Source organism: Microbacterium salsuginis, assembly GCF_012524205.1.
Lineage (GTDB): Bacteria > Actinomycetota > Actinomycetes > Actinomycetales > Microbacteriaceae > Microbacterium > Microbacterium salsuginis.
On the sequence record NZ_JABACI010000001.1, the window covers coordinates 1,187,001 to 1,200,377 of the forward strand.

A 13,377-nucleotide genomic window follows, 5' to 3' on the forward strand; every position below is an offset into this window, starting at 1 on the left:
GCACCATGACCGAGCGCTGGAAGCGCCTGCTCGAGACCCACATCCACGAGCGGAGCGTGCAGATGACGCGCGAGCCGTCCGGCATCCTGTCGCACCCCTACACGGTGCCCAGCTCTCCCGACTCGCCGTACTACTCCGACGCGCTGTGGGATTGGGACTCGTGGTTCATCAGCGTCGCTCTCGGCCAGGTCGAGCTCGACACGGCGCAGCCGGGCCGGTTCGGGGCGTACGAGGAGGGCACCATCCGCAACTTCCTCGACCACACCGACGACGACGGCGTCATGCCCCTGCTCCTCAAGCCCGATGGCCCCTTCCTGCACGGTGATCCCAGCCGCGCCGGCGGGTTCTCGCAGAACATGCACAAGCCGGTGATCGCGCAGCAGGCGGCGCTCCTGGCGCGCCGCCGCGGCAGCGCCGACTGGATCCGCGACGGCCTGCCGATCATCGAGCGCTTCCTCACGCGCTACCTCGAGAGCCACGTGCACGAAGAGACGGGGCTCGCCTACTGGCAGACGGACTTCGCCATCGGCGTCGACAACGACCCCTCGGTGTACTACCGGCCCGATCGCAGCACCGCATCGGTCTACCTGAACTCATTGCTGTACCGCGAGCTGCTCGCGTACGGCTCGTTGCTCGAAGACGTCGACCAGGTCCGCGAGGCGAACCGGTGGCGCGGTCGTGCTCAGGATCTCGCCGACGCCGCGACGACCCATCTGTGGGATGAGCGGGACGGCACGTTCTACAGCGCCGACCTCGCGCTGCGACCGATCGACCACGACGACTGGCTCCACCGCGGGGCGCCGCGGTCGTGGTCATCGCTGCTGCTGAGGATCGACAGCTGGTCGAGCTTCCTCCCGATGTGGGCCGGCATCGCCTCGCAGGAGCAGGCCGAGCGGATGCGCGAGCGACTGCTCGACCGGCGCACATTCCGCGCCAACTACGGCGTGCGCACGCTGTCTCGGCTCGAGCAGCAGTACAGCCTGCGTGCCTCGAACAACCCGTCGAACTGGCTGGGGCCGGTGTGGGGCGTCAGCAACTACCTCGTGTTCCGCGGGCTGCTCGCCTACGGCTTCACCGACGACGCCCGGCAGCTCGCCGAAGAGACGGTGGCGCTCTTCGGCCGCGACCTCGAGAGCACCGGTTCGCTCCACGAGTTCTACCACCCCGACACCGGCGCGCCGATCATGACGCGGAACTTCCAGAACTGGAACTACCTCGTGCTCAACATGATCGCCTGGCTCGAGGACCGCCCGGTCGCCTGGGAGTTCTGACCGACGGGGTCGGCCCATGCTCGAGGGCTCCTTCGGAGTTGCGTGGGCTTCAGGTGTCACGACACGCCGGAAGCCGCACCGCGGTGGGAACGTGTCCGGGGTCGCCGCCCGACTTGTCGTACGCTCGGGACGTCCTGTAGAGCCGATCGGAGGCGACCAGCTATGACCGCACCCTGGCTCGCTCGCCGCTCCAAGACTGACGACCTCGAAGCCATCGTGGCCTTGTGCGCGGTGGGCTTGCATTTCGTCGTCGGTGTCGTCCTCGCGTTCGTTGTGGTCTACAGCGACGAGTGGCTCATCGAGTGCTACGTGGTGGCGTGCGGCATCCCGAGCGTGAGCATCGCGATCTATGGGTTCTTGATCCTCGATATCCTCCTGTTCCTCGTCGCCTGGGGGCTGTCGTTCATTCTCGGGTCCAAGGGCAAGGGTTGGTGGCGCGTATGCCCACCGTTGGCCGGCATAGTCATCGCGGTCCTCACCGCAGCTATCGCGCTGTACTGGGTGCTCGCCAGCGGATCCTGACGAATGGCCGTTTGACTCAGCTGATCGACTCGTCGAGTTCGACACCGAGCATGGCGATGAGCTCCGTCAGAGGAACTCCACGCTCACCAATTGCGTCCCGATCCACGCCAGCTGGCCACCTGCCGAACGTTGTCCGAGAAGGCCATGCTCCGATGCTCACACACCGACCTACGCCGCGTGGATAGCGCGTCAGTATCGTCGTCGGGTGAGTTCCGCGAGCATGCCGATCCTGCACCACTCCCTCGCTCCGGTACGACCACGCTCAGGCCTCGCGCCAGATCCTCACGTCCCAGGGGGCGAGTTCCACGACAGTGCCGGCTCCGTGCGTGGTGTCGTCCACGACGGATGCGACGGCCTTCGCCAGCGTGACGGCCCGGCCCTCCGGCGACCAGTTATGCACTACCCACGCCCGGCCGTGGGGGCCGGCGAGCGAGTGAGCCGTCACCTGAAGCTGCCGCTCCGCGATCGGGCTCTGGGTAGCGGCCGGGCCCGCGGCATCCGTCACCACCGCTCGCAGGAGCGAGCGGTCCAGAAGCGTCCCGACGAACGTGATCGTTCCGTCACCCACCAGGCTCCGCGTCGCGGCGGCCCACCGACCGAAGAGCGGGTGGTCGTAACGCAGCAGCACCTCGGCATCGCCGGCTTCGAGGGCGTCAGCCCAGCCGTTCGCCTGACCGGCTGCCCCGACCAGGGGTCCGTCGGGAGCGACCACCGCCACCGGCGCGGCGAGCGCCGCGTACTCGCGGGAGGCGACTCCTGCCGCCGGCCCGATCACCGCGGGAGCCGTCGTCGCGCGCACGCGTCCCTCGTCGTCGCCGTGGCCGGTGCGCGGCCCGACGACGAGCCGCCCGCCCAGTCGCGCGTACTCGGCCAGCGTGTCGAGAGTCGGGTCGGATGCCGCGACCAGGCCCGCGACCACGAGCACCGGGTGTCGGCGCACGAGCTCGGCGGCCTCGGGCAGCTGCCGCTCGTTCACATAACCGACCTGCAGACCCGCGTCGACAGCGGCCCGCCCGAACGCGCCGACGATCCGGGCGTGCGCGGCACGGTCCGGCGCACCGGCCGACGCGAGCGGCGGCTCGAACTGCATCATCCACTCACTGTCGTGCGCGTACACGAGGCCGACGTCGGCATCGGGTTCGGCATCCGTCAGCCATTCCGCCGCGGCGGCGAACTCGCGGCCGATCCGCGCAATCTCGCCGTGCACACGCCCGGGCTGGAGGTCGTGCCCGAGGATGCCACCCCAATGCACCTCGGCGCCCGAGTGCAACGTGTGCCAGTGCCAATACGACACGAGGCGGGCGCCGCGCGCGACGAGCAGCCACGCGGCCTGCGCGAGCTGGCCGTCGTAGGGCGGACGCGTGAGCCACGCCGGGCCGATCGACGCGGCGCCGGTCTCGGTGACGAGAAACGGCCCCTCGCGGGTCGCGCGCATACGGTCGGCCATGAGGATCAGCTGCGGCACGTCGTCGGCGTACCACTGGCCGCCGGCGCCCTCGCGATCGAGGTCGAGCGCGTCCTGAGCAAGGTAGTAGGCGTTGCCGCTCGCGACATCCAGGTGCGCGCCGACCGCGACGTCGTCCATCGCAGGCCGCTGATACGCGATGCAGGTCGTCAGGAACGTGTCGTCGGCGACCAATTCGCGCGCGATGGCGGCCTGCCAGCCGATGAACTCGGCGGTCTGCTCGGCCTGGAATCGCCGCCACGCGAGGTCGTACGCCGGGGTCGTATTGCCGGCCGGCGGCCACAGCTCGTCCCACTCCGAGATGCGGTGCGACCAGTACGTCAGTCCCCACTCGCGGTTGAGCGTTTCGACGTCGCCGTAGCGATCAGCGACCCACTGCCGGAACCGTGCGACCACGTCGTCGTTGTGGATGAGGTGGAGTCCCGCCTCGTTGTCGAGCTGCACGCCGATCACCGCGGGATGCCGCCCGTGCCTCCCGAGCACAGCCCGGATGACCCGCTCGGCGTAGCCACGGAAGGTCTCCGAGGTGAAGTCGGCCTCCTGCCGCCCGCCCCACGGCACGCTCGAGCCGTCCTTGCGCACGACCGCGAGTTCGGGATGCTTGCGTGCGAGCCACGGCGGCACCGCGTACGTCGGCGTGCCGAGGATGACGTCGATGCCGTGCGCGTGCGCTCCGTCGAGCACCGGCGTGAGCCAGTCGAGATCGAACTCACCGTCGCGCGGCTCCCAGGTCGACCAGACGGATTCACCGACGCGGATGCAGGTGATCCCGGCATCCGTCATCAATTGCAGGTCGGTCTCGAGCCGCCCACGTCCGGAATGGGCACCACCGGGGAGGTACTCGTTGTAGTACGCGGTCCCGAGGCGCGGGCCGCGCCGCCATGCTCCGAGGCGGTCGACGGCGGCCACGACTCAGCTCTCGATGCGGGTGATGCGCAGCGCGATCGCCCCGCCCTCGGGCAGCTCGACCGGCGCAGACGCCCGGTCGTACGCGTCGTTGCGCTGCACGTCGTCGAGCGTGAACACGCGGCCGACCGGCGCGATGGTCATGTTCCATGTGTCGATCACGTCGACCTCGAACCGGTCACCAGGCTCAGGTCGCTCCCCTGGAACCCCGATGGGCAGGCGAAATGCCCACGTCGATGGCGCGCTGCGGCCGAGATACTGCACGTAGAGACGGCGTGGGATGCCGGCGACGTAGGCCGGGTCGTCCCACTTGTCGATGGGGTCGAGGCCGGGGCCGTCGACCTCCTCGAGGATCCGCCGCAGGAAGGCCAGCCGCGTCGGCGAGGCGCCGCGCAGCGGTCCGCCCTCGACCATGTGGAGGCTGCCGCTCTCGGTGACGAAGCTCTCGCCGTGCGAGGCGTAGCAGCCCGAGACGGTCGTGATCCAGAACTGGTGCACGAGCTGCTCGGCGTCGAGATGACCCCAGCGGTCGTCGATGTCGCCCTCGTACTTGATCTCGTCGAGCACGACCGGCTTGCCGTAGACGTCGCGGTAGAGGTTGGCGCGGCCGAACTGCGTCGTGGCGGAGCCGTTCTGGATCGACGCGTGGGTGATCCACGGCTGGTTGTTGTCGTGGATCTCGATCCAGTTGTGGATGGATCGGAGGTGGTCGTAGGGGTCGATCTCGGCGAGGAGCGCACCGGTGCGGTTCCACCGTTCCGCGGGTCGCTCGAGCTGGTCGAACTCGTTGCACAGTGACCACCAGACGTGCGGGTACGCGGCCAGACGGGCGACGAGGTAGCGCAGGTAGATCGCGTCCTCTTCCTCGGTGAGTTCGTTGAGACCGAACTGCCCGCGGTCGTACGCGTTGTAGATGAGCACGTCCGCCTGGATGCCGCGCTCCCCGAGCACCTCGACGGCCCGATCGAGGTGCTGGAAGAACTCGGGCACGGGCTTCGTGACATCCCAGCGCCCGTCCGTCTTCTCGAACGGCATCAGGTCGGGGATGTGCTCGATGTACCCGCCACCCTGCGGGAAGACCATGAAGCGGAACTTGTTGAATTCCGCCTCGGCGATCGCGTCGACCGTCGACGAGAAGAGCGGCTCGTCCTGGTGGAGCCAGTTGTAGGCGGTCGTGCCCACGGGCCGGAACGGCGTGCCGTCGACGTGCGCGAAGTGGAACCGGTCCGCGACGCGCACGGGCCCGTGATCCCCGCCGCGGACGACCTGGATCGTGCCGGTCGCGCCCGAGAGCGCGGCATCCTCGCTCTCGGTCTGCCAGGTCCACTCCCCCTTGAGATCGGGGGCGAACCTCGCGCGGTACGTGGTGCCGCCGTCCCAGAATCCCGGCACGGCGCGTTCGGCACCGGATGCCGCGTGCTGCAGTCGCACGGTGAGCGGCGTGCGATCGGCGGGAATGAGCGCCGATCCCTCGAACGTCAGCTCGATGGGGCGGTACAGCTCACTGGGCTGATGGGATGACACGGATGCTCTCCTTCGATGTGGTCCGTACGGGTCAGGATGCGGTGCGGCGCGAGCTCTCTCGCACGATCAGCTCCGGTGCGTACACGCGCTGCGGGTCAGGCACCGACGCGTGCTCGATCGCCTCGAAGAGCAGGTCGACCGCCGTGGCGCCGAAGTCCTCGTGCCTCGCTCGCACGCTCGTGAGCGGGATGAGGGATGCCTCGGCGAATTCGTTGTCGTCGTATCCGACGAGCGCGACCTCGGTGGGCACCGACACTCCCCCGGCGACGAGCGCCTGCAGGATGCCGAGCGCCAGCACGTCATTCGCGGCGAACACCCCGTCGGGTCGCTCCGCCGGACGGCGCGCTGCGAGGGCGTGGCCGACCGACCGTCCGACCGCGATCGACCGTTCCGCGACCTCGATCACCTCGAGGTCGGGCGCGACCTGTCGCGCCCCGGCCAGCCGGTCGGCGACCTGCTGCACAGGCAGCGGACCGCCGACGAAGGCGAGGCGGCGGCATCCGTTCGCCCGCAGGTGCTCGGCGGCCTGGTGGCCGCCCGAGACGTCGTCGATCGACACCGACGGCTGCTCGGGCCGGCACGCGCGGCGCCCCACCAGCACCGAGGGCGTACCCCGGTCGCGCATCGCCGCGAGTCGCTCCTCGACCGGTTCGAACGACGACACCAGCAGTCCCCGCACCTGGCGCTGCTCGAATGCCTCGAGGTACGCGTCCTCGCGGGCGCGATCGCCGTGCGAGTGGGCGAAGAACACGGTCATGCCCAAGCGCTCCGCGCGGTACTCCACCTCCTGCGCGATCTCGCTGAAGTGCGGGTTGCTGACGTCGGGCGACAGGTAGCCGATGAGGCTGCTGACACCCAGCCGCAGCTGCCGGCCTGCGCTGCTGGGCACGAACCCGAGCTCGGCGATCGCCTCGGCGATGCGCTGCGCCCGCGCGGCCGACACGCGGTCGGGATGATTGAGGTACGCCGACACGGTGCCGACCGCGACTCCCGCGCGGGCTGCGACCTGACGGATCCCCGGCCTCGACATCGTCAGCGCCAGTCGTGCCGCGCGACGAAGCCGAGCCGCTCGCGGATCTTGCGCGTCGACATCAGCGACTCGAACTCGCCGAGATCGTCGGCGACCGGCGTGCCGGGGAACCAGCGGGCTGCCACCTCGCGCGACGGCGCCGCCACGCCCGATTCAGGAGCCGCGACGTTGTACACCTCGAATCCGGGCTGGGCGGCGGCGAGCGCCCGCGCGACCGCCTCGGCCCCGTCGCGAGCGTCGATCCACGACCCGATGAGGTCACGTCGGTAGTCCGGTTCGCCCGCGCGCTCGAACGTCGCGTACTCGTCGGCCGCGACGACGTTCGTGAAGCGCAGCGCCGTGATCGAGGTGCCGTCGCCCCAGCGCACGAGCTGCGCGGCGATCGCTTCCTCGGCGACCTTGCCGAGGCCATACGTGTTGTTCGCGCTCGTGTAGGTCTCGTCGACGGGAAGCGCGGGCGGCGCCTCGTCGAACGGGAAGCCCATCGCGGTGATGCTCGACGCGAGCACGATCGTGCGGATGCCGGCGCGGTGCGCCGCGAACAGTGCGTTGAACGACACGGTCATGTTGTTGTGGAAGGTGGCGGCATCCGGAATCAATCCGTTCACCGGGATCGCCGCGAGGTGCACGAGGGCGTCGAGTCCGTCGTGGCGGGCGGTCACCGAGAGGAACGCGTCGAGGGTCTGACCGAAGTCGGCGAGGTCGACCCGTGTGAAGCCCGGTCCCGGGACTCCCGCGAGGTCGAAACCCATCACCTCATGGCCGTCGGCACGAAGTCGCTCCACCGTTGCACGGCCCAGCTTGCCGCCGCTGCCTGTCACGCCGATCCTCATTGAGTGCCTCCTCGCACGGGCGACTTGAAACGATTCGAACTCCCTGGCACACTCACTGTACACGCGAACCGAAACGTTTCAGAACTCTTCGCGGCTAACGGAAGGCCCACCATGACCGTCACCGTCGACGCACCCCGCATCGAGTACCATCGCGAACCTCTCGGGATCGGTGAGCGGATGCCGCGGCTGTCGTGGCGCGTCGGCTCCGCTCCCTCAGGCTGGCGCCAGGCCGCCTATCGAGTCGACATCGAGCGCGACGGCCGCTCGGTCTCGTACGAGATCGACGGTGGCGAGCAGGTGCTCGTCGACTGGCCCGCCGAGCCGCTGGGCTCGCGCGAGATCGCGACGGTGCGCATCGCGGTTCGCGGTGTCGACGGCGCGTGGTCGGACGCATCTGCTCCTACGACGCTCGAGACCGGGCTGCTCGAGCCGTCGGACTGGGTGGCACGGCCCGTCGGCGCCACCCGCAACGAGCACCCGAACTCCGACCAGCGCCGACCGTCGATCGTCCGTCGCGAGTTCGAGGTGCGCGAAGGTCTCGTGCGTGCGCGGCTGTACGCCACCGCGCACGGGCTGTACGAGGCCGAGCTCAACGGCGAGCGCGTCGGCGACGACACGCTCTCGCCCGGCTGGACGGTGTACGGCGCGCGGCTGCGCTACTACACATACGACGTCACCGAGCAGCTGCGGCCGGGCGCCAACGCCCTCGGCGCGTGGCTGGGCGACGGCTGGTACCGCGGCCGGCTGGGCTGGCGTGGCGGGTTCCGCAACGTCTACGGCACCGACCAGTCGTTTCTCGGCCAGCTCGAACTGACCTACGCCGACGGCACGCGCGAGGTCGTCGCGACCGACCACTCGTGGCGCACGGCACCCAGCCCCATCCTGCACAGCGGCCTCTACGACGGCGAGGACTACGACGCCCGCGAGGAGCAGGCCGGCTGGTCCAGCCCGGGCTTCGATGACGCCGCGTGGGAGATGGCGCAGGAGCGCCACCGGGACCCCGCCACGCTCGTCGCGCCCACCGCTCCCCCGGTGCGCTGCACCGAGGAGCTGCAACCGGTCGAGGTGCTCACAGGTCCGAGCGGCTCGCGGATCCTCGACTTCGGCCAGAACCTCGTCGGCCGCGTGCGCATCCGGGTGAGCGGGCCTGCGGGCGCCACCGTCACCCTGCGCACGGCCGAGGTGATGCAGGACGGTGAGATCTACACGCGTCCGCTGCGCGACGCGCGCTCCACCGACAACTACACGCTCGCCGGGCGCGAGGTCGAAGAGTGGGAGCCGCGCTTCACGTTCCACGGCTTCCGCTATGTCGAGGTGCCCGGCTGGCCCGGCGACCTCGACGCCGACGTCGCAGCGGGCGCACTCGTCGCGCGGGTCTACCACACCGACCTCGAGCGCACCGGGTGGTTCGAGTCGTCCGATCCTGCGCTCAACCGCCTGCACCAGAACGTGCTGTGGGGCATGCGCGGCAACTTCGTCGACATCCCCACCGACTGCCCGCAGCGCGACGAGCGCATCGGCTGGACCGGCGACATCCAGGTGTTCGGCCCGACGGCATCGACGCTGTACGACGTGTCGGGCATGCTCTCCGGGTGGCTGCAGGATGTGGCGATCGAGCAGCTGCCGGACGGCACGGTTCCCTGGTACGTGCCGGTCATCCCGGCCGACAGGATGTGGACGCCGCTGCGGCCGGGCGCTGCGTGGGGCGACGTCGCGACCCTCCTGCCGTGGACGCTGTACGAGCGCTTCGGCGACGTCGGGGTGCTGCGCGCGCAGTTCGACAGCGCGCGGCGCTGGGTCGACCTGATCGAGCGCATCGCGGGACCGTCGAGGCTGTGGAACACCGGCTTCCAGCTCGGCGACTGGCTCGACCCTGCCGCGCCACCGAACGACCCGGCCGATGCCCGCACCGACCGCTACCTCGTCGCGACCGCGTACTTCGCGAAGTCGGCGCGAACCGTCGCGCGCATGGCGGAGGTGCTGGGGCTGTCGTCCGAGGCCTCGCGATACGACGCGCTGGCCAACGAGGTGGTCGCGGCGTTCACCGCCGAGTACGTGAACGACGACGGCACGATGACCAGCGACGCGCAGACGGCGTACGCCCTCGCCCTGCAGTTCGACCTCCTCACCGATCCGAAGATGCGGGATGCCGCGGCATCCCGTCTCGCGCAGCTCGTACGCGACGCCGGCAACCGCATCGCGACCGGGTTCGTCGGCACGCCTCTCGTCTCGGACGCACTCAGCGGAGCCGGGCACATCGACACCGCGTACGACCTGCTGCTCGAGCGCGAGTGCCCGTCCTGGCTGTACCAGGTGGAGCAGGGTGCGACCACGGTCTGGGAGCGCTGGGACTCGCTGCTGCCGGACGGCACGGTGAATCCGGGCCAGATGACCTCGTTCAACCACTACGCCCTCGGCGCGGTGGCGGACTGGATGCATCGGGTGATCGCGGGACTCGCGCCGGCGGAGCCTGGGTACCGGCGGATTCGGTTCGCGCCGCGTCCGGGCGGTGGGTTGACGTCGGCGTCGGCGCGGCAGCTGACGCCGTACGGGGAGGCTGCGATCGCGTGGCGGATCGAGGGCGGGTCGCTCGAGGTCGAGGTGACAGTGCCGGTGGGTGCCGAGGCTGTGCTCGATCTCGTCGGGGTTGGCGAGGAGACGTTGGACAGCGGCGTTCACTCGCGGAGGGTGGCGCTTCGGGACTGAGCCTGGAGGTGCGCGGTGGCCGCGCGCAAAGGCCACCATGGCGGGCTTGTTCATCGGGCGGGGTAAACGGGCCCCGCGCGACTCGGGGCCACGATCCCACTCGTGGAACGCGCCTGAGCCACCGGCCTCCGCACAGTTAAGTACTATGCTCCCGAGTTGTGGGGCACATCCTGATCACGGGCATGTCCGGCGTCGGAAAGTCATCGGTGCTGAGCGAACTCTCACGTCGCGGCCATCGAACCGTCGACACGGACTACGGCCCATGGGTGGGTGCAGACGGCGCGTGGGACGAACCGAGAATGGCTACTTTGTTGTCGACCCCCTCGCCCGTGGTCGTCTCGGGCACGGTGCAGAATCAGGGGCGCTTTTACGACCGCTTCGCGGCCGTCATTCTCCTCAGCGCACCGGTCAACGTCCTACTGCGTCGCCTCTCGGTTCGTACGAACAACCCTTACGGAAAGTCAGAACGTGACCGGGCCGAGGTACGCCGCTACGTCCAGGAGGTTGAGCCGCTGCTACGTCGCGGCGCGACCCTGGAGCTTGACGCTTGCCGGCCCGTCGGCGAACTCGCGGATGAGATCGAGAAGCTCGTCGTACCGCCCGGCTTTAGTGGCGCGCCGTAGGCGACCGGTACCGCCCAAGTCAGTTACGGGGTTCATGTCCCGGTGCCCCTCCACTTCCGCGCGCTCGAGGACCCTCAAACGATACGGTAGGTCGGACTCCACAGACCCTGAAGGTTGAACTTGTCCGCGATCACTCGAATTCACGCCACCCACATCGCAACCGCCGTGACTGATCGGTATCGGGCTCACCTAGACCTCAGTGATGTCGCTAAAGCGCCTGCCAATGAGAGGGAAGCGGTAGCCAAGACACGCGGTCTCGCCGCATTCGCTCTACAGAGTGTTGTAGCCGACATGGACGAACTCGACGCAGCGAAGCATGTGACCGATGGCACGAACGATAACGGCATTGATGCTATCTACGTAGACCTCCGCGACAGGCGCATCTACGTCGTGCAATCCAAATGGCACGACCAGGGCACCGGCAGCATAAGCGTCGGGGATATGCACAAGACGGTCAGCGGCCTGCGGGATCTCACAGAGGAGAAGTTCGACCGATTCAACAAGAAGTTTGCGTCCACTATCCGGGACATCGAGACCGCGCTTGGTGACCCCGCAGTCACGTTCTGCCTAGTGGTCGCGATCACCGGAGAGACCAAGCTCGCCAAGGAGGTCCAAGACGTTGTTGATGACGCGCTCGCCGAGATGAACGAGATCTCCGAGATGCTGACGGTCAAGCTCCTGGGCCTCGCGGAGCTTCATCAGATCCTCCGTGAAGGCGGCGCCGCTCCGAAGATCGACCTCGAACTGACGCTTGAGGGCTGGGGTTCTGTCTCAGAGCCGTACGCGGCCTTCTACGGGGTCATCGACGGGGTTACGGTGGCGCAGTGGTATCTCGAGCATGGGGGCCGGCTCTTCGATGACAACCTCCGAAAGGCGCTTGGGACGACCGCGGTCAACGCTCAACTCACTGCGACGATCGAGGAAGATCCGCAAAACTTCTGGTACTTCAACAACGGGATAACTGCGCTCTGCTCTTCAGTGAAGAAGACCGCGAAGGGCGGGGCATCCCGGGTCACGGGTGACTTCGTAGTCAATGGAATGAGCATCGTCAATGGCGCCCAGACAGTCTCGAGCCTGGCGGAGAAGTACAAGGCCGATAGCAGTGCGCTCGATTCCGTGCAGGTGTGGATTCGACTGATCTCTCTGGAGGGGTGCCCACCCGAGTTCGCTACTGACGTCACGAGGGCTACGAATACGCAGAACGTAGTCGAGAGCCGCGACTTCCTCTCACTGGACCCAAACCAGCAGCGTTTGCAGGACGACATTCAGCTCTCACTCGGCAAGCGATACGTGTTCAAGCGCGGCGAGCCTGCGCCGGAGTTCGTCGACGGCTGCACCGTTTCGGAGGCGCTGGTCGCGCTTGCGTGCGCGAAGCCCGACAGCGGCTTTGCGGTGCTCGCCAAGAGTGCCATCGGCCGCCTGGAAGACCGGCGCGGCCGCTACTACCCGCAGTTGTTCCGCGACTCGACCACGGCATTCGAGGTTTGGCAGTCCGTTCAGGTCCATCGGGCGGTCGAGCAATCTCTGATGGACCTGCGGGCGGCTTCCGAAGGCAAGAGGAAGGCGGTCGCGACCCAAGGGAACCGCATGATTGCGCACGCAGTGCTTCAAAAGCTGAGCGCATCACATGACTTGTCGGCGGAGATCCCTGAGTCGCTGTGGTCAGCACTTCTTGAGGAGGTCCCGCAGCTAACCGAGAAGACTCTAGATCTCCTGTGGGCACACGTTGAGAGTGACTACGCCAGCAACTACGTAACGAGCTTGTTCAAGAACGCTGCAAAGTGCAACGACATCTCCAACCACCTCAAGGCGGTTCTGGAGGTCTAGGGGCTCCACCCGATCGCGGCATCCCGACGAGAGCGGCGGGTACTGCTAGCGGGCGTGGGGCGCCGGGTGCGCCCATAGGCGCCTGATTTCACGAGTGCGCGCAATGGGACCGCCTATTGCGACGCGGCAAATCGGTAGCTTTGTTCCATGTCCGAGCGCCGATTCACCGTCGACCACTCGGCGGACGCCGCCTACTTTCCGATCGCAACCTCGATCGGCGCAGGTGAGTCCGTCGAGAACCTGATCATCGAGCGCCCGCACGGGACGCTTGTTCTGGACTTCGACGCCGGCGGTCGCTTGCTCGGACTCGAGGTACTCGGAGCAAAGGCCCTACTGACGGCGGAGACTATCCGGGACGCCGAGGTGCTCGCGTAGCGACCGGCCTAGGGGCCTTCGCGATAGGTGCGCTCCCAGTATTGAAGAACTACCTGGTCACCAGGAAGGGCGCGTTTGACCTCGTCGTAGAGCCTCTTTCCCTCTTCTTCATGCGCAGCGGCGATCGCGGCACTTGGCCAACCGTGTTGCCAGTCGAACAACTCGTTGAATTGGGGTGCCCAGGCGCGGGCAGCGGTCGCAGTCTCTGCGGGAAGAGCGGGATCACCCTCGGCGCAGAGTCCCGCACCGTCCTTGCCGCCCCAGAAGGGCCAGTCAGCCGAGTAATCGTTCATGA

The 13,377-nt window shown here is 68.2% G+C and carries 11 protein-coding genes; 6 read left to right on the forward strand and 5 right to left on the reverse strand.

Annotated elements, in window-relative coordinates; translation table 11 throughout:
* The first annotated feature begins 5 nt into the window (after window positions 1–5).
* On the forward strand, window positions 6–1,271 hold the full coding sequence (locus HF576_RS05705) for an MGH1-like glycoside hydrolase domain-containing protein (protein ID WP_168911753.1): 1,266 nt from the start codon (window positions 6–8) through the stop codon (window positions 1,269–1,271).
* 162 nt (window positions 1,272–1,433) lie between these two features.
* A complete protein-coding gene (locus tag HF576_RS05710; RefSeq protein WP_168911754.1) occupies window positions 1,434–1,793 on the forward strand; it encodes a hypothetical protein in 360 nt (119 codons plus the stop codon).
* Between the two features lie 262 nt (window positions 1,794–2,055).
* Here the strand turns inward: HF576_RS05710 and HF576_RS20710 are convergent, their stop codons facing one another.
* Genes HF576_RS20710 through HF576_RS05730 form a run of 4 tightly spaced genes read right to left on the reverse strand, consistent with a single transcriptional unit; the run spans window position 2,056 to window position 7,539 of the window.
* Window positions 2,056–4,167, reverse strand: a complete 2,112-nt coding sequence (locus HF576_RS20710; RefSeq protein ID WP_168911755.1) for a beta-galactosidase — start codon at window positions 4,165–4,167, stop codon at window positions 2,056–2,058.
* Between the two features lie 3 nt (window positions 4,168–4,170).
* Window positions 4,171–5,688, reverse strand: coding sequence for an apiosidase-like domain-containing protein (locus HF576_RS05720; protein ID WP_168911756.1), 1,518 nt, complete (start codon window positions 5,686–5,688; stop codon window positions 4,171–4,173).
* Between the two features lie 31 nt (window positions 5,689–5,719).
* Entirely contained in the window at window positions 5,720–6,718 is a 999-nt protein-coding gene (locus tag HF576_RS05725) for a LacI family DNA-binding transcriptional regulator (RefSeq protein ID WP_168911757.1), read from the reverse strand.
* Window positions 6,719–6,720: 2 nt separating this feature from the next.
* A complete protein-coding gene (locus HF576_RS05730; protein WP_343234172.1) occupies window positions 6,721–7,539 on the reverse strand; it encodes an NAD-dependent epimerase/dehydratase family protein in 819 nt (272 codons plus the stop codon).
* A 123-nt stretch (window positions 7,540–7,662) separates the two neighbouring features.
* Between HF576_RS05730 and HF576_RS05735 the strand changes: the two genes are divergently transcribed.
* From HF576_RS05735 to HF576_RS05750, 4 genes are all read left to right on the forward strand, one after another.
* Window positions 7,663–10,257, forward strand: coding sequence for an alpha-L-rhamnosidase (locus tag HF576_RS05735; protein ID WP_168911759.1), 2,595 nt, complete (start codon window positions 7,663–7,665; stop codon window positions 10,255–10,257).
* A 158-nt stretch (window positions 10,258–10,415) separates the two neighbouring features.
* On the forward strand, window positions 10,416–10,880 hold the full coding sequence (locus HF576_RS05740) for an AAA family ATPase (RefSeq protein ID WP_343234173.1): 465 nt from the start codon (window positions 10,416–10,418) through the stop codon (window positions 10,878–10,880).
* A 291-nt stretch (window positions 10,881–11,171) separates the two neighbouring features.
* Window positions 11,172–12,707 carry an AIPR family protein gene (locus HF576_RS05745; RefSeq protein WP_168911760.1) on the forward strand — a complete coding sequence of 512 codons (1,536 nt, stop codon included), beginning with the start codon at window positions 11,172–11,174 and terminating at the stop codon, window positions 12,705–12,707.
* Window positions 12,708–12,854: 147 nt separating this feature from the next.
* Window positions 12,855–13,082: a DUF2283 domain-containing protein gene (locus tag HF576_RS05750; RefSeq protein WP_168911761.1), complete on the forward strand. Its 228-nt coding sequence runs from the start codon at window positions 12,855–12,857 to the stop codon at window positions 13,080–13,082.
* A gap of 8 nt (window positions 13,083–13,090) precedes the next feature.
* Here the strand turns inward: HF576_RS05750 and HF576_RS05755 are convergent, their stop codons facing one another.
* On the reverse strand, window positions 13,091–13,375 hold the full coding sequence (locus HF576_RS05755; RefSeq protein WP_168911762.1) for a hypothetical protein: 285 nt from the start codon (window positions 13,373–13,375) through the stop codon (window positions 13,091–13,093).
* Window positions 13,376–13,377: the final 2 nt, after the last annotated feature.